Annotated in this window: 23 protein-coding genes and 1 pseudogene; 18 read left to right on the plus strand and 6 right to left on the minus strand. The window is 44.8% G+C overall.

Annotated elements, in window-relative coordinates; all coding sequences use genetic code 11:
* The first annotated feature begins 28 nt into the window (after window positions 1-28).
* Window positions 29-733 carry a hypothetical protein gene (locus QUB24_RS00960; protein WP_333149735.1) on the plus strand — a complete coding sequence of 235 codons (705 nt, stop codon included), beginning with the start codon at window positions 29-31 and terminating at the stop codon, window positions 731-733.
* Window positions 734-1186: 453 nt separating this feature from the next.
* On the opposite strand, the gene QUB24_RS00965 is transcribed toward QUB24_RS00960, so the two are convergent.
* Together QUB24_RS00965 and QUB24_RS00970 are read right to left on the minus strand one after the other, a co-directional pair.
* Window positions 1187-1633: an NADAR family protein gene (locus QUB24_RS00965; RefSeq protein ID WP_333149737.1), complete on the minus strand. Its 447-nt coding sequence runs from the start codon at window positions 1631-1633 to the stop codon at window positions 1187-1189.
* Between the two features lie 48 nt (window positions 1634-1681).
* Complete coding sequence (locus QUB24_RS00970; protein ID WP_333149739.1) at window positions 1682-2395, minus strand: hypothetical protein; 714 nt, start codon at window positions 2393-2395, stop codon at window positions 1682-1684.
* Window positions 2396-2516: 121 nt separating this feature from the next.
* Between QUB24_RS00970 and QUB24_RS00975 the strand changes: the two genes are divergently transcribed.
* From QUB24_RS00975 to QUB24_RS01015, 9 genes are all read left to right on the plus strand, one after another.
* Entirely contained in the window at window positions 2517-3596 is a 1080-nt protein-coding gene (locus tag QUB24_RS00975) for a dipeptide epimerase (protein WP_333149742.1), read from the plus strand.
* A gap of 31 nt (window positions 3597-3627) precedes the next feature.
* Entirely contained in the window at window positions 3628-4401 is a 774-nt protein-coding gene (locus tag QUB24_RS00980) for a Uma2 family endonuclease (protein WP_333149744.1), read from the plus strand.
* Between the two features lie 98 nt (window positions 4402-4499).
* The gene (locus tag QUB24_RS00985; protein WP_333149747.1) at window positions 4500-5549 is read left to right on the plus strand and encodes a DUF1611 domain-containing protein; all 1050 of its coding nucleotides are present in this window, start codon (window positions 4500-4502) and stop codon (window positions 5547-5549) included.
* 43 nt (window positions 5550-5592) lie between these two features.
* Window positions 5593-6234: a type I restriction endonuclease gene (locus QUB24_RS00990; RefSeq protein WP_333149749.1), complete on the plus strand. Its 642-nt coding sequence runs from the start codon at window positions 5593-5595 to the stop codon at window positions 6232-6234.
* 68 nt (window positions 6235-6302) lie between these two features.
* Window positions 6303-6770 (plus strand): GNAT family N-acetyltransferase, encoded by a 468-nt coding sequence (locus tag QUB24_RS00995; RefSeq protein WP_333149751.1) that lies wholly within the window; start codon window positions 6303-6305, stop codon window positions 6768-6770.
* A gap of 925 nt (window positions 6771-7695) precedes the next feature.
* Window positions 7696-7983 carry an NfeD family protein gene (locus QUB24_RS01000; protein WP_172191372.1) on the plus strand — a complete coding sequence of 96 codons (288 nt, stop codon included), beginning with the start codon at window positions 7696-7698 and terminating at the stop codon, window positions 7981-7983.
* A 113-nt stretch (window positions 7984-8096) separates the two neighbouring features.
* On the plus strand, window positions 8097-8384 hold the full coding sequence (locus QUB24_RS01005; RefSeq protein WP_333101689.1) for an NfeD family protein: 288 nt from the start codon (window positions 8097-8099) through the stop codon (window positions 8382-8384).
* A 127-nt stretch (window positions 8385-8511) separates the two neighbouring features.
* Window positions 8512-9390: a glycine--tRNA ligase subunit alpha gene (glyQ, locus tag QUB24_RS01010; RefSeq protein ID WP_190660228.1), complete on the plus strand. Its 879-nt coding sequence runs from the start codon at window positions 8512-8514 to the stop codon at window positions 9388-9390.
* 222 nt (window positions 9391-9612) lie between these two features.
* Window positions 9613-10380: an ATP-binding cassette domain-containing protein gene (locus QUB24_RS01015; RefSeq protein WP_333149753.1), complete on the plus strand. Its 768-nt coding sequence runs from the start codon at window positions 9613-9615 to the stop codon at window positions 10378-10380.
* A gap of 185 nt (window positions 10381-10565) precedes the next feature.
* Here QUB24_RS01015 and QUB24_RS01020 read toward each other — a convergent pair whose 3' ends face one another.
* Complete coding sequence (locus tag QUB24_RS01020) at window positions 10566-11837, minus strand: MFS transporter (RefSeq protein WP_333149757.1); 1272 nt, start codon at window positions 11835-11837, stop codon at window positions 10566-10568.
* A gap of 278 nt (window positions 11838-12115) precedes the next feature.
* Entirely contained in the window at window positions 12116-12628 is a 513-nt protein-coding gene (locus QUB24_RS01025; RefSeq protein ID WP_333149759.1) for a DUF2808 domain-containing protein, read from the minus strand.
* Between the two features lie 444 nt (window positions 12629-13072).
* Between QUB24_RS01025 and QUB24_RS01030 the strand changes: the two genes are divergently transcribed.
* The 3 genes from QUB24_RS01030 to QUB24_RS01040 all read left to right on the plus strand — a co-directional run bounded on the left by QUB24_RS01030 (window position 13073) and on the right by QUB24_RS01040 (window position 16180).
* Window positions 13073-14221 (plus strand): Re/Si-specific NAD(P)(+) transhydrogenase subunit alpha, encoded by a 1149-nt coding sequence (locus QUB24_RS01030; protein ID WP_333149761.1) that lies wholly within the window; start codon window positions 13073-13075, stop codon window positions 14219-14221.
* Between the two features lie 259 nt (window positions 14222-14480).
* Window positions 14481-14774, plus strand: coding sequence for an NAD(P) transhydrogenase subunit alpha (locus QUB24_RS01035; protein WP_006633295.1), 294 nt, complete (start codon window positions 14481-14483; stop codon window positions 14772-14774).
* Window positions 14771-16180: an NAD(P)(+) transhydrogenase (Re/Si-specific) subunit beta gene (locus tag QUB24_RS01040; RefSeq protein ID WP_333149762.1), complete on the plus strand. Its 1410-nt coding sequence runs from the start codon at window positions 14771-14773 to the stop codon at window positions 16178-16180. The genes QUB24_RS01035 and QUB24_RS01040 overlap by 4 nt, the downstream gene beginning before the upstream one ends.
* A 142-nt stretch (window positions 16181-16322) precedes the next feature.
* On the opposite strand, the gene QUB24_RS01045 is transcribed toward QUB24_RS01040, so the two are convergent.
* Window positions 16323-16652, minus strand: coding sequence for a tetratricopeptide repeat protein (locus tag QUB24_RS01045; RefSeq protein ID WP_333149764.1), 330 nt, complete (start codon window positions 16650-16652; stop codon window positions 16323-16325).
* A 62-nt stretch (window positions 16653-16714) separates the two neighbouring features.
* On the opposite strand from QUB24_RS01045, the gene QUB24_RS01050 reads away from it, so the two are divergent.
* The gene (locus QUB24_RS01050; protein WP_333149766.1) at window positions 16715-17536 is read left to right on the plus strand and encodes a helix-turn-helix domain-containing protein; all 822 of its coding nucleotides are present in this window, start codon (window positions 16715-16717) and stop codon (window positions 17534-17536) included.
* 25 nt (window positions 17537-17561) lie between these two features.
* On the opposite strand, the pseudogene QUB24_RS01055 reads toward QUB24_RS01050, so the two are convergent.
* A pseudogene (locus QUB24_RS01055) lies at window positions 17562-18239 on the minus strand (GUN4 domain-containing protein); the annotation flags it as partial.
* A 323-nt stretch (window positions 18240-18562) separates the two neighbouring features.
* On the opposite strand from QUB24_RS01055, the gene QUB24_RS01060 reads away from it, so the two are divergent.
* The 4 genes from QUB24_RS01060 to QUB24_RS01075 all read left to right on the plus strand — a co-directional run bounded on the left by QUB24_RS01060 (window position 18563) and on the right by QUB24_RS01075 (window position 20062).
* Window positions 18563-18889, plus strand: coding sequence for a DUF433 domain-containing protein (locus tag QUB24_RS01060; protein WP_096829719.1), 327 nt, complete (start codon window positions 18563-18565; stop codon window positions 18887-18889).
* Window positions 18890-19058: 169 nt separating this feature from the next.
* On the plus strand, window positions 19059-19379 hold the full coding sequence (locus QUB24_RS01065) for a DUF433 domain-containing protein (protein WP_333149769.1): 321 nt from the start codon (window positions 19059-19061) through the stop codon (window positions 19377-19379).
* Between the two features lie 11 nt (window positions 19380-19390).
* Window positions 19391-19717 carry a DUF433 domain-containing protein gene (locus tag QUB24_RS01070; protein ID WP_333149771.1) on the plus strand — a complete coding sequence of 109 codons (327 nt, stop codon included), beginning with the start codon at window positions 19391-19393 and terminating at the stop codon, window positions 19715-19717.
* Window positions 19718-19720: 3 nt separating this feature from the next.
* A complete protein-coding gene (locus tag QUB24_RS01075) occupies window positions 19721-20062 on the plus strand; it encodes a DUF5615 family PIN-like protein (RefSeq protein ID WP_333149773.1) in 342 nt (113 codons plus the stop codon).
* Window positions 20063-20159: the final 97 nt, after the last annotated feature.

Here is a 20159-nt window from a genome sequence, read left to right on the forward strand (position 1 = left end):
CAAAACTTCATACTTTCCCCAACACTGGATGACCTTTTTCAACGCCTCCGAACCCCTAATCCGCAGCAAACAGGAACATCTCGACGTACAAGACCTCGAAGGCCTGTTGCAACTCCGCTGGCAAATTGGAAATATTACTCTTTTCTCAGGATTTTATACCCGCATCGACCAAACTTTTCTGCTTTGGGGTTTGGTGACAGGGGGGATTTTTTTTACGGCTCAATTTGTCCCCATCAGTTGGAGCTTTCAGGCGATTCTGTGGTCAAGTTTGACTTTAGTTGGCACTGCGGCAATGGCCGTTTTGACTTTGTTTTGGGTAAGAGTCGAGCGAGTTAGCTGGATTCTTTACTCTTGGGCGATTTTGATGATAACTGGTTTGGTTCTAACGGATTACAGTATTTTTGCCGGTTGGGGAGGTTTGTTGCTGCACCTTTGCGATTTGTGGTTGGGGTTGAGCGCGATCGGCTATTTGTTGACGGGATTAGGTTTGCGATCGCGCACTTTTCTCCTGATTGGACTAACTCATTTATTTAGCATACCTCTATTAACATTTGTTGCACCTTGGCAATATCTAACCACAGGAATAATTATGGCGGGCTGTTTGTTGTTATTGTCCGAATTGCAGTGGGATATGCGATCGCCGATCGACAATAGTTTGCTAAGCGCAGAACAGAAAGAATTTAACAAAATTCAACAGCAACTGCGACAGAGTGGCGCGATTGTATCCAAATAAATCACAAATGTAAAGAATTCTGTAGCACTGCTGACACTTTCCACAAATCGTACACAATAGAAAGATACAGCATAAATAAAAAACAAACTTTAACCAGAACAGGTGTTTTGCTGTTTTACCTGTGAATCGCCAACCTTAGGGGAACGGTGTCCGGGAGGCGACGGGCTAACCATGCTGTACTTGCGACCATAAAAGTTAATTCCGGTTGAGAGTAGTTGTTAAAACAAAAAAAGTGGTGCAGGGTTTTTACCGTTTCCCCTGCTTCGCAGTCTCTGAGGAGAGGCTAAACCCTCTACTAGAACAGCCCGACGAGATTGACACAAGTTTTGACAGTTGCTCATGCCGATTTTTAAGTTCAGTGTTTAAGAAAATTGAGGAAATGCTCGCTGAGGAGCATTGCAGGACTTAGGATTAAATAAGTCCTGCTTTAGTTTAGGAAATTTAAGTTCTGTTTTACTCTGACGTGCGTTTTCGCAATATTTCCCTTACTTCCATTAAAATCTGGCCCAACATATTTTTGCCACTGCCATCTTTACCGCAACCCCAATAGTAATCAATAGGGGAATTTTCGACTATTTCCTCATCGCCAGTAGCGAGTAAAATTTCTCTAATTTCGGCATGAGTTTCAAATTTTCGGAGTACGGCTTTTCGCATGATATCATCTTTTACTTGTTCCCAATCTTTGCGGAGGGGACGAGAGCGATTGCGCCCCATTTTTGCGGCATCTTTCGGTGTTTTTGCTTGGCGAATTTGGTCACAATGAGCCGTTTTGGGAAACTTTTGTGCTTGAAAATAATGTTCGGTAGTTGGCCAATATTCTCCGTCTAACTCGAATCCATGAGATGAAAAGTTAGAAAAAAAGCCGTATTCGCTGCCAGTGGTGTAGAAGTAGATAGCCATAAAGTCTGCGATTTAAATTTCGTTAATAATCTTGGTCGATCGTCAGTTTTACCTCTCTGGATTATCCACTATCTTCAACCGCAAATCAATAGTTTCAAGATGGGAACCGATGTAAGACAGCAGGGCATAGATGAATACGATTACCCCTACCATTTCCAAAATTTCCTCAACACAAACCATCAAACCGTATATCAAGTTTCGTTGAGTTACCGCATCTGCATAATAGCCAGTAACCATTTCCATGCCAAGTGATCCACCGACATATATACTGCCTGCTAGTAAGAAAAAATCCCTTGTTTTCCGGGGTAGATCCCGGAGAAACTTCAGATAAGCCAACGCAGTAACCCCAACAAAAATCGCCCCCGGAATTACCCAAATGAAGTAAAAAATTCCCCCTAAATGCAGTGCCTTTCGCAAGTCGTTAATAATTAATATTTCGTGCAGACTCAAAATTTCATCTAAAGAAAAAAATACAAACATGAACCCTAGCGCTTTCCAGTGTCCAAAATACCGATCGCCGTCCTTCTTTTTAGCACTAGCAATAATACCTAGCAAAATCGCGCAAAAGAGCAACGTAAATGACGAGTACCACGAAGGATAATTTATTTCTTGGTCTAAGTTAAACAAACTAATCCAGCGTTCTTTATAGTTAAAACCGTAGCGCAGAACTTGTACGATGCAACCAGCAACAGCAAAGAAGAGCACCCAAATGCTGAGAGAGAAGGCAACTCTCTTCGGCGAAACAGAAATAAGGAATTTCATCAAGTTTTTGATAAACTAGAACGAGCAAAATCAAACTATAAAGTAAAAAGTTACAAATCGCAAGAGCGGCGCAATCCGCCACCTGGGATTTTAATTTAGAAAAAATTACCAATCACTGACAATGCACCTTCAAATTGAAACCTTCACTGTCCGCAAGCGGTTTGCCCTTACCATCAGCCGCGGTACAACAGCCCAAAGTACCAATTTATGGGTAAAGCTAGAACACGAAGGCATCGAAGGCTGGGGAGAAGCTTCGCCGTTTTCCACAGGTTCTCGGCCCCAAACTACCGAAATTCTGCTAGCTGCATTGCAGGAAGTTGCACTGCTGCTAGAAAAGTTTACTCCGTTCGATCGCCAAAAAATCGCACAAGTATTAACAGAGGTCAACTTACCCTCAGCCGCCCGCGCCGGCATCGACATGGCAATGCACGACTGGGTGGGCAAAAAAGCAGGCTTGCCGCTGTGGAAAATGTGGGGATTAGATCGATCGCGCATCGTCCCCACCTCCGTCACGATCGGCATTAATTCGCCGAGGAGTGCAAGAGAAAGAGTGCGCGATTGGTTTGGTAAAGATGCGACAGATCCAGCAAGCATCAAATACCGCGCCGTTAAAGTTAAATTAGGAAATCCCGCAGGAATCGAAGCCGACAAAGCTATGTTAATAGCAGTGCTAGAGGAAGCACCACCTAACATTAAAATCAGTGTAGATGCTAACGGCGGTTGGAGTTTAAACAGCGCGATCGAAATGTGTCAGTGGCTGGAAAAATACCAGATAAATTATGTCGAACAGCCGCTTTCACCCCTCGCAGATATCAATGAATTATCAGAACTGTACCGTCAATCGCCCCTGCCAATTTTTGCTGATGAAAGTTGCTTTAATAGTTCCGATATACCCAAGTTAGCGCACTGCGTCCACGGCATCAATATCAAAATGATGAAGTCAGGCGGATTGACTGAAGCAATGCGGATGATTCATACTGCAAAAGCCTGCAATTTGCAAGTAATGTTCGGCTGCTATTCAGATAGCGCGATCGCAAATACAGCAGCAGCACAACTTTCACCGCTAGCTGACTATTTGGATTTGGACAGTCACTTAAATTTATTAGACGATCCTTTCACCGGTGCGATCGTCGAAAATGGGTGTTTGCTGCCAAACGGGCGATCGGGATTGGGAGTGCAGCGAATGAAGATTGTAGAATAGAAGTATCGCTCAAAATAAATCTGGAGATAGTATGATACCAGTAGAATCAATAGGACAGGGAATTGATAGAGAAGCCAAACTTTTTTTTGAAGAACATAAACCGCCGACTGATTTAATTTTTGATGATGGTGCAGAAATGGAAAGCAACCGCCACCGTATAGCAATGACCGTTTTAATCCGTTCCGTAGAACAAGGTTTAGCTCACCGGAACGATTTTTTTGTCGGTGGCAATATGTTTATTTATTACAGCGCTAAACAGATTCGGAATCAGGATTTCCGAGGCCCGGATTTTTTCGCTGTGTTGGGTGTTGACAGCAATACTTCCCGACAAGGCTGGGTAGTTTGGGAAGAAAACGGACGTTACCCGGATGTCATTGTGGAACTGCTGTCGCCGTCAACGGCAAATCAGGATACAGGCAAAAAAAAGGATATTTACGAGCAGGTTTTTAGAACTCCTGATTACTTTGTTTTCGATCCTTTCGAGCCGAATTCTTTGCAAGGATGGCGTTTAGATGCCAACCTGCGCTATCAGCCGTTAGTTGCCAACGAGCGGGGTTGGCTGTGGTGCGAAACGTTAGGTTTTTGGTTGGGTACTTGGGAAGGAATTGTCGATCGAGAAACAGCGACTTGGGTGCGTTTTTTCGATGAATCTGGCAATTTAGTTTTGTTGCCAGAGGAAGCCGCTCAACAACAAGCCGAAGCCGCTCAACAACAAGCGGAACATGAACGCCAGCGAGCCTCGCGACTAGAGGCCAGATTGCGAGAATTGGGAGAAGATCCGAATGATCTTACCCTGAACCAATAATCCCAAATCACAGCTAACACCCAATCGATTTTAGATTTTAGATTTTAGATTTTAGATTGAAGCTAAAATCTAAAATCGCCCGTCTCAAAAGTGAACCAATGACTAAAAATTATTCGATCAAAAATGGCAAAGTTGCTATCCTGCTGCACGAGGGAATTATCGGTTCTTCCGGGAAAACAGGCTTAGCTTTTTTACGCTACAGCGAAGCACAAATTGTAGCAGTAATAGACCGCCAATGTGCCGGACAATCTTTACCTGAATTAACGGGCATTCCTCAACAAGTACCGATAGTTGCTTCCGTTGCAGAAGCAATGCAATTTGCGCCGGATATTCTGCTAATTGGTATCGCTCCTTCCGGCGGTGTTTTGCCTGCGGAATGGCTGCCAGAAATTAATCAAGCGGTAGCAGCAGGTTTGTCAGTTGTCAACGGTTTGCACGCGAAACTTGCACCTTTGATAACAGTTCCGTTAACCGAAAATCAATGGATTTGGGACGTGCGTCAGGAACCGAAATCTGTCGGTGCGATCGCCTCTGCCGCCGCCGCTAAATTAAGTTGTCGCCGCGTATTAACTGTCGGCACAGATATGAGCGTTGGCAAAATGTCAACCAGTCTGGAACTTAATCGCACTTGCTTGCGGCGAGGTTTGCGTTCCAAATTTTTGGCAACCGGACAAACGGGTTTAATGATCGGAAATGAAGGCATTCCTTTGGATGCAGTGCGAGTTGATTTCGCCGCTGGTGCTGTCGAACAAATGGTGATAAAATTGGGTTCGGAATGCGATATTCTGCACGTAGAAGGGCAAGGTTCGCTATTGCATCCGGGTTCGACGGCGACTCTGCCGCTGTTGCGCGGTTCGCAGCCAACTCACTTAATTTTAGCCCACAGAGCCGGACAAACTAGCATTCGCAATCACCCGCACGTATCGATTCCCAGGCTATCAAAAGTAATTGAATTGTACGAAATAGTTGCCGCTGCTGCGGGTGCTTTTGCAGGGGGAAAAGTGAGCGCGATCGCCCTCAACACTCATCACTTAAATGAGGCAAATGCGCTGTTAGCAATAGCTGAAGTTCAAGCAGAAACGGGATTGCCTTGTACCGATCCGGTAAGGTTTGGCGCGGAGGTTTTGTGGGAGGCGATCGACAGTTGATATGCTACAATACGTACCAACTAAAAAATAAATACATAAAACTATGACACAAAGCATTCAAGCAAAAACACTGACCCTGCTAGATGTCGAAACAAAATTTAATTTTCAACTTTGTGAAGATGAGCAATTCTTCCGGGAGTGGATTGACGATTTACCGGAAATTAGCGATGACAAAAAGCGAGCGCTTGACAACGTAAAAGCAGGTTATATCAACAGTGTCAAGTACGCGATGCTGGAAGATACCGTAAAAATGGTGGTACTGGCTCCCTTGCTATTTTTAGCAGATTTCTACTTGACTCCCTTTCACATAGAGGCAGAAAAATCAGTAGAACTGACTATTGAAGATGAAGATACAATTGTCAGGGGTAGCATTGATGTCCTGCTATTGCTGAAATCTTTTTGGGTAGTTGCGATCGAAGCCAAACGCTCTCAATATTCCGTTGAAGCTGGGCTTCCTCAGTTACTATTTTATATGCTGAATGACCCCAGCCCAGAACCAGTAACATTTGGGCTTCTGACAAATGGCAGCAGCTTTCGATTTATCAAAATGACCAAACGAGACACACCGCAGTATGCCGTCTCTAAACTTTTCGATATTGCGAATCCCGGAAATGAACTTTACGAAGTTTTTCGCATTTTGAAGCGGCTAGCTGGTATAATTTCCAGTAACAGCAGTTATACTTAAATACACCATCTGGAGCTCGACTCGGAAAATAAGAATAAATTTACTAAAGCTTATTTTATGGAATCATAATGAATGAAAGTTTTTTTTCGTGGCCGTCTGAATGCGCCATCCGCCAAGCCTCAGCTCAAGATATCAAATCAATTAGAAAGTTAGTTTGGAGCGCCAAACTCGATCCAACTCAGTTGCGCTGGGATCAATTCTGGGTCATCGAATGCGAGGGAAAATTGGCAGCTTGCGGACAGTTGCGGAAATTTGCGGGGGCGCAAGAATTGGGCAGTTTGGTGGTGGCGAAAGATTGGCGCGATCGAGGTTTGGGAAGTTATCTCACAAAACATTTGATTCAACAAGCGACTGAACCGCTATATTTAGAGTGTTTGGGCTCCCGACTCGCATCATTTTATACTCGCTTTGGCTTCACAGAAGTTTCCGTACAAGAATTGCCGCAGTCGCTTAAATTCAAATTTGGCTTGTCTCAATTGGCTAAAACTTTATTCAGAATTCCTGTAACGATTATGCAGTATCAAGCAGGTTTTTGATAATTATGACTTTTATGAATTTAAGATTCTGAATTTATGAATGGATTTTAAGTTCGACCTGTTCAATAATTGGATAACAGGGTGCGATCGAGCTGCATCGATCAAAAACTCCTACCGCCTCCTGATATCTGCGTCAGTCTCGATCGCCTATTTTCTATGCCTAAATAGGTAGGTACAAATCAATATCGCATGGGGAGGGTGGGTGAGTTGCCAAGTTTACTTGCTTATATCATAGATCCGCTTACGGGCCCCTAATGGCGCACAGGGTGTCAGAAACCGGGTTTTTAGGGGTTTGGTGCGTAAGTTACGGACTAGATATTTATGGATATTCCGGATTGGGCGATCGAGACTGCGTAAGTTCATAATTCACCGTTCGCGGTAGTCCAGTTAGCTAAATTGGCACAGCCAGCAGCCTGATATTTAGGCAAAAACCTTTGAAAAATGGTTGTTTGCGGGTTTAGGAGTGTCATGTGCCAGTACCAGAGTCGGAAAGTGGACTGGCGATCGCCCCAAAGACATTCGACTCCTGGCAAATTAGTAAGTGTAAAGCAAGTGAGTCACAACCCAATCAAAACATAAAACCCAAAAAGAAAACATCTTCATAGCAGCAGTAATGCGGAATCAGTCAATCTCTAATGTAGCTAACAACATCTACCCTTAAGGTAAATCCTACCAACTACTCAACCACTAAACCCTTAATTCAATACCTCGGAATTACTGGATTTAGACTCCCTGCAACCGCTTCTCAAATCCCCTCAACATTTCAAAAATTCTTTGCCTTTTATCCTGATAAAACCACGGAAGGCAAGAACAATGAAATATCAAGGCAATCAATCAATCTTAACAGAGGAAATGCAGCCTCTCAAATAGCATAAACCGACAATTACACATCCCCATATATTTTAACACAACAGGAGTAAATATCATGTTCAACGTAGTAAAAGCTTTCGGCTCGATTTTCTCTACCCAAGGATACAGCACAGCTAACAATATGCTTATCAAAAATTACATCAACACCAATTTTAACTACTTCAACGAAGAAGCTGTCGTCGATGAATCGATTTACCCGAATCAAACAGGTCGCGTCCGCTTTCAAGGTAGCTGGTGGCCCGCACGGTGCGATCGCCAAATCACCCTCACACCGGGAGACACGGTTTATGTCATCGGCGTTGACAACATCACTCTCTTAGTTTCCCTCGCTCCCGCAGACTAAATCAGAGCATGAACAACCTGGGAATCAATTTCAACCAGGAAATGCTACTTTTCAAAGAGCCTCAAATAGGCGATTAAACTTCGATATATTTTAACACAAAAGGAGTCAACAAAATGTTTAACGTAGTAAAAGCTTTCGGTTCTATTTTTTCTCTTCACACCTACAGCACAGAAAAGAATATCTTAATGGATAACTACATCAACACCAATTTCCACTACTTCAACGAAGAAGCAGTAGTTGATGAATCGATTTACCCGAATCAAACAGGTCGCGTCCGCTTCCAAGGTAGCTGGTGGCCCGCACGGTGCGATCGCCAAATCACCCTCACACCCGGAGACACCGTTTATGTCATCGGCGTTGACAACATCACTCTGTTAGTTTCCCTCGCTCCTGCAGACTAAACTATAAAGCGATCCAAACTGCCTAACTTTTCACACCCATATCTGATTTCGGCAGGGTTTATGCAAATAAACCCTGCCTTTAGTATGCTTAAATAAGTTGAGACACTCGCTAACCATATTTAAACCAGTGAATTTTCAATCAGTCATTGCCACCTTAAACAAATTCTGGAGCGATCGAGGCTGCCTGATCGCCCAATCCTACGACACAGAAAAAGGTGCAGGAACCATGAATCCCCACACCTTTCTCAGAGCAATTGGCCCCGAACCTTGGTCAGTCGCCTACATCGAACCCTGTCGCCGCCCCACCGACGGACGCTACGGCGAAAATCCCAACCGCTTCCAACATTACTATCAATATCAAGTTTTAATTAAACCCTCTCCTCCTAACATCCAAGACATCTATTTAGACTCCCTCAGAGCATTAGGAATTAGCCCTGAAGACCACGACATTCGTTTCGTAGAAGACAACTGGGAATCGCCCACCCTCGGAGCTTGGGGCGTCGGCTGGGAAGTCTGGCTCGACGGCATGGAAATCACCCAATTTACCTACTTTCAACAGTGCGGTAGCATTGATTGTCGTCCGGTATCTATTGAAATTACCTACGGACTAGAACGCCTCGCAATGTATCTCCAAGAAGTCGATGCGATGACGAAAATTCAGTGGAAAGATGGCATAACTTACGGCGACGTTCACCTGCAAGGAGAAATTGAACAGTGTACTTATAACTTTGAAGCTTCTAATCCCGAATTGCTGTTTACTCTATTTGGATTGTACGAGCAAGAAGCCGAACAATTGACAAAAAAAGGATTGGTTTTGCCTAGTCTTGATTATGTGTTAAAATGTTCTCACACTTTCAATTTACTCGATGCTAGAGGTGTGATTTCGGTAACAGAAAGAACCCGCTACATTACCAAAATTCGCAACTTGGCGCGGCGAGTGGCTCAGCTTTATTTGGAACAGCGCGAAAAGCTGGGTTTTCCTTTAGAAAAAGCTGTAAAAGTTTGAGAAGGAAAAGGATCACGACAGGGATACACGGATGAATTTAGTTGCGATCGTCCTCGACTCATACCAATTTTATAGGTCGTTTCAGAGAATTCAGATCCCCCCTAACCCCCCTTAATAAGGGGGGGACAAGATTCCGATCAAAGTCAACCCCTACTCCCCTTCTTAAGGGGGATTTAGGGGGATCGAAATATGTGCAACTTTTTGGGATTTTTAATTAATTAAATGCCTAATTATTCGGAAAATAATACAGAAACAAATCCTCAACTGCGACTTGACGGTGTAAGCTTGAAAACACCGATCGCCTCAAGTCATTTGTTGGAAAATATATCATTTCAGGTACACAAGGGAGCTCGCGTGGCAATTGTTGGCCCTTCAGGTGCCGGCAAAACAACGCTGTTGCGGTTGCTAAATCGGCTCAGCACTCCCACCAGCGGCTCCATTTATCTGGAAAATACAGAATATCGCCAAATACCTGCGATCGAACTCCGCAAACAAATCACCCTCATCCTGCAAGAATCCAAGCTTTTGGGAATGTCGGTGCGAGAAGCATTGGCTTATCCTTTGAAGCTGCGGGGGGTGACTGCATCAAACATTGCTGAGAGAATTAGCGGGGCGATCGAACAACTGCACATACCCCAAGAATGGCTCGATCACACCGAATTGCAGCTTTCCACAGGCCAAAAACAGCTTGTGGCGATCGCCCGCGGCATCATCCTACAACCAAAAATCTTGCTTTTAGACGAGCCAACATCCGCCCTAGACGCAGGAAAAGCCGCCCACCTTTTGCAAGTATTGATACAGCTAACAAACGGCCAAACCACAATTGTAATGGTAAACCATCAATTAGAATTAGCCGAGCAATTTAGCACGCGAATTCTGCATTTACAGCGCGGAAAGCTTATCGAAGACTCGCCCTCTCATCAAATAAATTGGGTGCAACTGCGGCAAAATTTAATTCAAGCTGAAGCTGAAGCCCAACAAGAATGGTGAACTCTGGTTGCGTAATTAATTTGGATGTTTTAACCGCAGAGGGCGCAGAGGGCGCAGAGAAAGAGAAGATAAGAGGGAAAGAGAGAAGTTTACAAGTTGTTGAGGATTGCTAGAGAGAGAGACAGTCAGATATTAGCTTTGGGAATCTTGTTTAAGGTTGGCATTTGTGATTTGACGGTAAATTGTTACTGCGGAATTAAACCCATTTTTTGATAAAGTGGTCGGACTAAGTTTTTTAAAGCTGGCAATTGTTTGGTAAAAATTATGGAGCCTACAACACAAATTATTCCTCCAATGATGACTGTATTGGGAGCGCCGATATAATTGGCCAATCCGCCGGCAACTAAATTCCCAAAGGGTGTCACTCCAAAAAATGCCATCGTGTATATGCTCATCACTCTTCCGCGTTTGTCGTCTTCTACAATTGTTTGCAAAAATGTGTTTCCTCCTGCAAATTGGATAATGAAACCAAAACCCACAAACAACATCATGATTAATGACAGCCATAAGATGCGGGACAAACCAAAACCTATCAGTCCGAATCCCATAATGGCCGGTGACATCGCAATCAATTTGCCGAGGCCAACTATACTTTTGCGAGAAATCAAATAAATCGCGCCCGCGAAGGCGCCAACTCCCGAAGATGCCATCAAAAAGCCGAGGGTTTGTGCGTCGCCTTGCAGAATTTTGGTGGCAAAAATTGGGACTAATACTGTGTGGGACATTCCGGCAAAACTGACTAATGCTAATAGCAGTAAAATTGCTCTAATCGGGGGGAACCCGAAGGCATAAACGAATCCTTCTTTTAATCTTTGTAAGGGTTTGGTATTAGTTGCGGCAATTTTTCGGGGTTTGATTTGCATCGCTAATAAGCCTGCAATTACAGCGATGTAGCTGAGTCCGTCAATGAGAAAGCAATAACTTGCCCCGACTGTAGCTATTAGCAAACCTGCAATTGCTGGGCCGATTAATCTGGCGCCGTTGAACATGGAAGCGTTGAGGGCGATCGCATTTCCTAAATCCTCTTTCTTTTCTACAAGTTCCGGTACAAAAGCTTGCCGTGCCGGCGCGTCAAAGGCGTTAATTGCGCCTTGGAAGAAACTCAGTACCAGGATCTGCCAAATGTTAACGACTCCTGTTAGCGCTAAAAAGGCTAGCGCTAAGGATTGAACCATTGCTAATATTTGAGTGGCAATGATGACTCGGTGGCGGTTCCAGCGATCGATTAAAACTCCTGCAAAAGGTAGTAAAATTAATGTGGGGATTTGACTTGTAAATCCCACCACGCCGAGCATCCAAGGTGAATCGCTCAAATTGTAGACAAGCCAAACAGTAGCAACTTGCGTCATCCAATTGCCAATTAGGGAGATGCCTTGTCCTGCAAAAAACAGGCGATAATTTCTCGATCGCAGCGCTGGAGGCAGTTTTATTGTTTTGATTTTTGCTAGTAGATTCATGCTGCAAGTACGGCCTTAGCAATCCTATTTGATTGGTAAACATTTTTTAGGGGTAGCGCCCCTAAGCCTACCCCTAATTAGCGAAGGGCAATCATCGGGGGACTGCCCCTAGACTCATTATTACGAATCATTGAGAATTGCGATATGAGCCGGAGGTTCTATTTTACAACTCCCGAAAACCCGGATTTGAGTATTGTTAAATTTTTGCCCGTAGGAAAACTATCGCCACATTTAAATTTTTCTGTTGCGATCGCTTGACTAACGAGAAATTCCTTCCCTCAATTAATGCTCAACAGCCAAGTACCGAGGTAACGCAGCAAGGGAACGTCGCCGGGGGTGCGGATGCGGACGTTGAAATGGTACATTCCGCCGGGAGATGGGTTTCTGACGTTGGAGAGTACAACCTCAACATTGTTACCGGCGGCAATTGGTTCTTTGGGATAAATCTCTATGAATCGATTTTCTTTGTCCCAGATTACTTCTTGCAATTCTATTGTTTTGTTTTTGACGCGCACTTTAATGTCTTTTTGGTCAAATTCGCCTTTGTAGTAGTCTGGATAGGATATGTTCAGTTGGGCGATCGCCAAACTTACTTTTTTGGAAGGAATTCGCAGCCGATATCTATCGCCACTCATCCCGGCTGTACCGTAATCCAAGCGATAGCTTAATTGGTTGGCGCGATCGGGGCCGCCGAAAATCGTGAATCCTGGCATGGACTGGGCTAAACTGATGGCGGGTAATCCAGCCACCAAGCAACCTGTAACCGCTAGTGCTGAAAATAATCGTCGCATAACAACTCCTCTAATTAAACTCTTGGTGAACCTTAAATATTGCTCGCCCGAAATTTGCGATCGTGCCTACAATATATCGAATCTCTCAGCCATTTGATGAGGGCGATCGCCCGCCCGCTGAGGTCACTTTTTTTTGCGTAATTTTTGCGTAATACTGATAACTGACATTCAAACTACAGAAGTAGGCGACATAAAATTATATCATAATCGGTGGCAAACTTAACAATTTAGCGAATTTGAATGTATAAGATAAGTTAAAGATACGGGTCGAATTTGGGCGATCGGCTTTAGTATCAACGAGAGAAGTTTAGGGCAACGGCTGCTTCAATGTAAAGCAAGGCATGGGGCGATTAAAAATCGCACTTCAAGAAACCTGCAGAGGCAGGTTTTGTCTGTGTAGGCGCGGTTTCAACCGTCCTAGGAAAGCTTAAATAAGGAGACTGTATGAAATTAGCGATCGCAAAAGAAATAGCAGCAGGGGAACGCCGGGTGGCTTTAGTACCCGACGCTGTAGCCCGATTAGTCAAACAGGGGGTCGAAGTTTGGGTTGAGGCCGGTGCGGGGGCAAAATCCTTTTTCTCGGATCTTGCTTACGAAGAAGCGGGAGCTCAGGTTGTCGCCGATACCGCTAGGCTGTGGGGCGAAGCCGATGTCGTCGTGAAAATCGGGGCGCTGCAAGAATCAGAAGTTCATCAACTCCGGGAAGGAGGCGTTTTCATCGGCTTTTTGAATCCTCTGGGAGCTCCAGCTTTAGTGCAGCGTTTAGCTGATCGCAAAGTAACGGCCTTCAGCATGGAAATGATCCCGCGCACCAGCCGCGCTCAAAGCATGGATGCGCTGTCATCTCAGGGTAACGTCGCCGGTTACAAAGCGGTATTGATCGCAGCCGCAGCTTTGCCAAAGTATTTTCCGATGCTGACAACGGCGGCCGGTACAATTCGCCCCGCGAAAGTATTGGTAATGGGTGTGGGCGTTGCTGGCTTACAGGCGATCGCCACGGCGCGCCGTTTGGGTGCGGTAGTCGAAGCCTTCGACATCCGCCCGGAAACAAAAGAACAAGTGCAAAGTTTGGGCGCTAAATTCCTTGATGTCGAACTCAAGGAAGAAACCGTCGCCGCCGGAGGCTATGCTAAAGAACTATCAGAAGCGGCTAAAGAATACACCCGCCAAGTGCTCACCCAACACGTCAGCGCTTCCGATGCAGTGATTACAACCGCTCAAGTTCCCGGCAGAAAAGCACCTATTTTAGTTACTAGAGAAATGGTTTCTCAAATGAAGCCCGGATCGGTAATTGTTGACCTCGCGGGCGAACAAGGCGGCAATTGCGAATGCACGGAAGCGGGGAAAGATGTTGAATGGAACGGCGTTAATGTCATCGGCCCGATTAATGTGCCCTCGTCGATGCCTGTCCACGCTAGCGAAACTTACTCGAAGAATATCTCGGCTTTAGTTCAGTTGATGGTGAAAGATAAGGAACTCAATTTGAATTTTGAAGACGATATCATTTCTGGTGCTTGCGTCGCCCGCGATGGTGAGATTAGCAACCAGCGAGTTCGCGATGCTTTGACGGCTCAGGCTTCAGCCGTCAGTTAAATTCTGTCCTTATGAGGCAAAGTCCGGCAGGGGTTTCAACCCCTGCCTCAAAGCTTAAGTCCTCGCTATGAGGACTGAAGAACTGATTAAATATCTCCAAAAAAGGCTTTTTTGAACAGGCTTTCCGGCCGGTTCCACAAGAATTATTGGAGATGTCTATTAGTCCTCTTAAGAGGACTTTGGCTATTAGCCAGGGAATTCATTCCCTGGCGGACGCAACCGGGAACGAGTTATTTCCAATTACCAATTACCAATTGTCATGGCAGAAGGATTGATTGCAGGTTTAGTGGTGTTTACTCTAGCATCGTTTGTGGGATTTGAAGTAATTAATAAAGTCCCGCCGACGCTGCACACACCTTTGATGTCGGGATCGAATGCGATTTCGGGAATTGCCGTTTTAGGCGCAATTCTGATTTCAGGCCAAGGTAATGTGACTGTTACTTCGATTTTGGGGACGATCGCGATCGCCCTGGCCACAATTAACGTAGTCGGCGGTTTCTTAGTAACCGATCGCATGCTGCAAATGTTCAAGAAAAAAGAGGTTAAAGCGTGAGCGATTTTCTGCCCAGTGGCATTCAACTAGGTTATTTAGTTGCCGCATCTTTGTTTATTATCGGTTTGAAACAGTTGGGTTCCCCTGCAACTGCGCGTCAAGGGAATGTGTTAGCTGCGATCGGGATGTTGATAGCGATCGTCGGTACGTTGCTGGAAAAGCAAGTAGTCAGCTACGAATTGATTGCTGTCGGAATTATCGTCGGTTCCATTTTGGGAACAATTATGGCGAATACTGTGGCGATGACGGATATGCCGCAGATGGTGGGTTTGCTTAACGGTTTCGGGGGCGCGGCTTCTGCACTCGTTGCTGTGGGTGAATTCTGGCGCTATCTCAGCATCCCGGAATCGCCAACTCCAGACGCGACAATCACGATCCTTTTGGGTGTGTTGATTGGCGGAATTACTTTCACTGGTAGCCTTGTGGCGTTTGCGAAACTGCAAGAATTGCTACCGGGTGCGCCGATGACGTTTCCGCTGCAACAGCCGTTTAATGCCATGCTGGCGATCGCGCTTTTAGCCGGCAGCGGTTATATGCTGTTTAACCCGGAGGATGTGCCGGTATTCCTGGCTTTGGTGGCGATTTCCAATATTCTGGGAATCATGTTTGTGCTACCGATTGGCGGTGGCGATATGCCCGTGGTGGTGTCGCTGCTTAACTCCTATTCGGGGATTGCGGCGAGTGTCGCTGGGTTCATTTTGATGAACAATATGCTGATTATCGCTGGTGCATTGGTGGGCGCGTCGGGGATTATTTTGACGCAAATCATGTGCAAGGCGATGAATCGATCCTTGGGTAGTGTGCTGTTTAGCGCCTTTGGTAGCGGTGGCGGAAGTGCTGCGGCTGCTGCTGGGGCTGCTGGTGCTACTGACAAAACTGTTCGCAGCATCAATCTCGAAGAAAGTGCGATGATGTTGGGTTATGCGCGATCGGTTGTAATCATTCCCGGTTACGGAATGGCTGTAGCGCAAGCACAGCACGCCGTGCGCGAGTTAGCCGACGGTTTGGAAAAAATGGGTGTTGACGTGAAATACGCAATTCACCCGGTGGCGGGGCGGATGCCGGGGCACATGAATGTGTTGCTGGCGGAAGCAAACGTGCCTTATCCGCAGTTGTACGATATGGACGATATCAATCCGCAGTTTGACGAAACTGATGTTGCTTTGGTAATCGGGGCTAACGATGTAGTGAATCCGGCGGCGCGTCACGATACGGCGAGCCCGATTTACGGGATGCCGATTTTGGAGGTTGATAAGGCTAAGCATACGATCGTGATCAAGCGCGGGATGAATGCTGGTTTTTCCGGTGTTGATAACGAGTTGTTTTACAAGGATAAGACGATGATGTTGTTTGGTAGCGCTAAGGATGTGGTTGCCAAATTGGTTTCTGAGGTGAAGCAGTTGTAGGATTTTGCAACCGCAGATTAAGGCGGATTAACGCGGATTAACGCGGATGATTAAACCCGGTTTCTACAAGAAACCGGGTTTTTGTTTTGGGTTTGTTTTGGCGTTGTTTTATGCAATGCTAGCTTGGTTCACATATTCACGCTCAGATGGGTGTATGTGAAAATCCTTGTTCTTTGGCTTTTTGAAACCATTTTTCTGCTTCAGTGCGATCGGCGGCTACACCATCAGCACCGCACAGATAAATTCCTGCTAAGTTGTTTGAGGCAACACCATAGCCCTGCTCAGCGGATTTGATGTACCATTTAATTGCTTCTAATATCATCCTTTCTCGACCTAATCCTAAATGGTACATACTCGCAATTATGCACTGAGATTCAGCATTTCCCTGTTCTGCTAGCGGTTTTAACAAGCTAAAGGCTTGGGTATAATCTTGGGTATTAAAAGCGGCTAGACCTTTTTCTAAGTCAGGCATTAACGGTCATTAATAAAGTCAATATACTATAATAGCATTTAACCAATTCAGGAAACATTTCCATGAACAGGCCAAAAATACTCCTAGATCCAGTTTTACCGACCGAAGAAGAAACACAAGCTATCAAATTATTGGATAAAATGCTAGGTCTCAAGAAAGAAAATGGTGATTCTGAAACATCTAAAGTCAAACTCCTGGAAGTTGGCGGGGAAGCGATCGCACTTCCTGAATCACTCTATCAATTGTTGTGTCAAGCTGCACATTTAATGGCGGCTGGTAAAGCAGTGTCTTTAGTGCCAATTGAGCAAGATATGACTGTTGAAGAAGCTGCGACTTTGCTCAATGTGTCGCCAGAATTTGTAGTCAAATTGCTTGATGATGGGGAAATTGCCTATGGAAAAGTAGGAAACCAGCGGCGGATAAGTTTGGCAAGTGCGATCGCCTATAAACAGCAGCGTACTGTTAAGCGCCGTGAAATCCTCAAGGAATTAGCTCAGTTTAGCAAAGAAGAGGAATTGCATGAGACCAGAGTATACAGCTACCAGACTGATTCCCGATCCTGTTGTTTTGGATTCCTGCGTGATATTTCCTATTGTTATAACCCTCAAATCGCGGGCAACATTCTTGCTGGCTTGTCGAAGTGCGAGATATCAAAAACCCATACACAGCATGACTTCGTGGATTTTTTTTTCACAATTTTAAATCCAAATTTGAATGCTTTATGGATTAGACTTTACAAGTCTCTACACGAGAGAATAATAAATCTAGTCTCGCCATCTCGATCTGCCTCTCACCGCACCTCCTCGCTTCCGATTCCGTCTTCGCCACACAATACGGTGCACTATAACCCGCCGGCAGGTGGCCTGAAGGTGCATTGCTATTAAAAGTTAGTTGAGAGTATAGCAACCATTTTTCTTTCTCTCCTTTCTGTTTCCAGCCGATCGCTTCATAATAAGCTAACAACACTTGTCCATTATAAGCTGACAACACTTGTCCATTAGACTCTTTAGGGCCACCCAGATTTTGATAGATGCGCTTCTGCACGGAAAAGCCAAACCGTCCCTTACTGTATTTTACCCAAAGTCGATCCATCGCCCGCAAATCTGGACAGGGAAAAATTCTGATATCTTTTATCACTATTAGCTCACCCCTAATTGAGTGACCGTTTTGTTGTTTTCCCCCCACCTCTAACATTTTGTTCAAAGTTTCCTCATCTGCTTCTTTCCACTTCCTAGCAGCCAATAACTGTTCCAGTTTAATATAGTTGGCTTTAAGAATTGGTTGACTTGCTAAATTCGACTGATTTGCCACATAAGTTTTAATAGGAATTCCCCCCTGAAAAGTATTAATTTGTACTCCTCCAGCAACTTTTGTCGCTGCTTGTTGCAGCGCCGCTTGAATTTCTTGAGATGACTTTTGCTGTGGGGAGCTTGTTAAAGACAGTCCGATGACGGTAAAAATTAGCCAGCAAGAGGGGGATTTCATAGATTTTGCTGATTCTTTTAGGGAATAAGGGAGTAAATGAATAATTTCCACCACAGTGATGTGCTGTTTTCCAGGTAGGAGATTAACATGAAAGTATACCATTTTTTTGTCATCGTAGCTACGGGTAAGGAGATGGGAGCGATCAAAGGTGAGAAGTGAAGATTTAAAGCCTCTCGATATCTCGCTGGTAGCCAAGTCTAGATCCCCCTAAATCCCCCTTAAGAAGGGGGACTTTGACTGCTTTCTTGTCCCCCCCTTCTTAAGGGGGGCTAGGGGGGATCGAGATTTTGTGGACTCACTTATAGCTAATCTATCGACAGCAACGAAGTATTTTCGTAAAAAACCCGGTTTCTGGGCCCATGCTAAGTCCTATTCCGTTATAATTTAGCTAGGATATTCTATCTGTAAAAATGGGATAGTAAATAATGACACTCACCGAATTAAAAATCGATCTAGCATCCTTAAATTCAGCCGACAAAGCAGCGGCTATAGAAATTTTACTTCAAACCTTAAGCACTGGTGCTATAGGCATTAAAAAAACTCCAGGCGTGTGTGGCGGCGATGCCTGCGTTGGCAATACTCGCATACAAGTTTGGGTACTTGTGGGTTATCGCCGTCTCGGATGCAGCGATGCGGAACTTTTTAAGTGCTATCCCCATTTGACTGCCGCTGATTTAGTCAATGCTTGGGCTTATGCTGATGCTTACCCAGAAGAAATTGAACAAGCAATCAAAGAAAATGAGGAAGCCTAAAACATGGCACGAATTTGCGATAATAGGACTTACGGACTCCGACAAAGAAACCGGGTTTTTACCTAATCTATCGACAGCAACCAAGTATTTTCGTGAAAAACCCGGTTTCTGGCCCCCACGTGTAAGTCCTATATAATCTAACTAATATCAAATCCGAGCGATCGCACTTATGACTATACAAGAATTAGAAACTCAAGTCTCAACCTTAAATCCGGTTGATAAAGCTAAACTCATCAGCATCCTAACTCAAACTTTAACCAACGGTTCTCTAGGTATTAAAAAAACTCCTGGTGTGTGCGGAGGCGATGCTTGTATCGGCAATACTCGCATACCAGTTTGGTCAGTGGTGCGCGATCGACGTTTAGGTGCTTCCGATGGTATCATCCTAGAATCATTTCCCGATCTAACCGCCGCTGACTTGGTAAATGCGTGGGCTTATGCTGATGCTTACCCAGACGAAATTGAACAAGCAATTAGAGAAAATGATTGAGATAGCAAACTATGACACTGAAAGAATTAGAAAAACAACTCCTTGCCTTAACTCCCGGTGAAAAAACTCAGGCAATACAGCTATTAGTCCAAAGTTTAAGCAATACTTGGCAAGGAATCGAAAAAACTCCCGGCGTGTGTGGTGGGGATGCTAGAATTGCCAAGACTCGCATACCTATTTGGTCGCTGGTAAATTATCGCATTCTGGGTGCAAGTGATGTGCGGATTTTGCAAGACTTTCCTCATTTGAGTGCAGCAGATTTGGCCAATGCTTGGGCTTATGCTGAGGCACACCCAGAGGAAATTGAAGCTGCAATCGCTAGAAATGAGGAAGATTAACAAATGGTGCGTCTTTATGCAGATGAAAATTTCCCACTGGTAATCGTGGAATTACTGCGAACTTTTGGTCACGATGTGTTGACAGTGCAGGAAGCTGGAAATGGTGGACTGGGGATTCCTGATGAAGATGTGTTAGCTTTTGCTATTAGCCTCAATCGAGCCGTTTTGACGCGCAATTGGGATGATTTTAGACACCTGCACCGTTTGCAACCTGACCATAACGGTATCATTATTTGCAAAGAAGATTTGAATACAGAGAGACAAGCTACACGCATTAATGAAGCTATTTCTACAGTCGAAAATCTCACAGGTAAATTGATTAGAGTAATCCGTCCGCCGCAGTGAAAAAAAGCCGTAGCTTGCGGGGCGGGACGCCATCGCCCAAACCCATCCTAAAATCTTACAATTAAATCCCCAATTGCTCCCAAGATTAGGTAAAATT

This window comes from Microcoleus sp. B9-D4, assembly GCF_036705105.1.
Taxonomy (GTDB): Bacteria; Cyanobacteriota; Cyanobacteriia; order Cyanobacteriales; family Microcoleaceae; genus Microcoleus.

Excerpts from the sequence above, each read along its gene's own strand:
- QUB24_RS00960 (WP_333149735.1), top strand. The coding sequence starts at position 29 with ATGACCTTTTTCAACGCCTCCGAACCCCTAATCCGCAGCAAACAGGAA.
- QUB24_RS00965 (WP_333149737.1), bottom strand. The coding sequence starts at position 1,633 with ATGGCTATCTACTTCTACACCACTGGCAGCGAATACGGCTTTTTTTCT.
- QUB24_RS00970 (WP_333149739.1), bottom strand. The coding sequence starts at position 2,395 with ATGAAATTCCTTATTTCTGTTTCGCCGAAGAGAGTTGCCTTCTCTCTC.
- QUB24_RS00975 (WP_333149742.1), top strand. The coding sequence starts at position 2,517 with ATGCACCTTCAAATTGAAACCTTCACTGTCCGCAAGCGGTTTGCCCTT.
- QUB24_RS00980 (WP_333149744.1), top strand. The coding sequence starts at position 3,628 with ATGATACCAGTAGAATCAATAGGACAGGGAATTGATAGAGAAGCCAAA.
- QUB24_RS00985 (WP_333149747.1), top strand. The coding sequence starts at position 4,500 with ATGACTAAAAATTATTCGATCAAAAATGGCAAAGTTGCTATCCTGCTG.
- QUB24_RS00990 (WP_333149749.1), top strand. The coding sequence starts at position 5,593 with ATGACACAAAGCATTCAAGCAAAAACACTGACCCTGCTAGATGTCGAA.
- QUB24_RS00995 (WP_333149751.1), top strand. The coding sequence starts at position 6,303 with ATGAATGAAAGTTTTTTTTCGTGGCCGTCTGAATGCGCCATCCGCCAA.
- QUB24_RS01000 (WP_172191372.1), top strand. The coding sequence starts at position 7,696 with ATGTTCAACGTAGTAAAAGCTTTCGGCTCGATTTTCTCTACCCAAGGA.
- QUB24_RS01005 (WP_333101689.1), top strand. The coding sequence starts at position 8,097 with ATGTTTAACGTAGTAAAAGCTTTCGGTTCTATTTTTTCTCTTCACACC.
- QUB24_RS01015 (WP_333149753.1), top strand. The coding sequence starts at position 9,613 with ATGCCTAATTATTCGGAAAATAATACAGAAACAAATCCTCAACTGCGA.
- QUB24_RS01020 (WP_333149757.1), bottom strand. The coding sequence starts at position 11,837 with ATGAATCTACTAGCAAAAATCAAAACAATAAAACTGCCTCCAGCGCTG.
- QUB24_RS01025 (WP_333149759.1), bottom strand. The coding sequence starts at position 12,628 with ATGCGACGATTATTTTCAGCACTAGCGGTTACAGGTTGCTTGGTGGCT.
- QUB24_RS01030 (WP_333149761.1), top strand. The coding sequence starts at position 13,073 with ATGAAATTAGCGATCGCAAAAGAAATAGCAGCAGGGGAACGCCGGGTG.
- QUB24_RS01035 (WP_006633295.1), top strand. The coding sequence starts at position 14,481 with ATGGCAGAAGGATTGATTGCAGGTTTAGTGGTGTTTACTCTAGCATCG.
- QUB24_RS01045 (WP_333149764.1), bottom strand. The coding sequence starts at position 16,652 with ATGCCTGACTTAGAAAAAGGTCTAGCCGCTTTTAATACCCAAGATTAT.
- QUB24_RS01050 (WP_333149766.1), top strand. The coding sequence starts at position 16,715 with ATGAACAGGCCAAAAATACTCCTAGATCCAGTTTTACCGACCGAAGAA.
- QUB24_RS01060 (WP_096829719.1), top strand. The coding sequence starts at position 18,563 with ATGACACTCACCGAATTAAAAATCGATCTAGCATCCTTAAATTCAGCC.
- QUB24_RS01065 (WP_333149769.1), top strand. The coding sequence starts at position 19,059 with ATGACTATACAAGAATTAGAAACTCAAGTCTCAACCTTAAATCCGGTT.
- QUB24_RS01070 (WP_333149771.1), top strand. The coding sequence starts at position 19,391 with ATGACACTGAAAGAATTAGAAAAACAACTCCTTGCCTTAACTCCCGGT.
- QUB24_RS01075 (WP_333149773.1), top strand. The coding sequence starts at position 19,721 with ATGGTGCGTCTTTATGCAGATGAAAATTTCCCACTGGTAATCGTGGAA.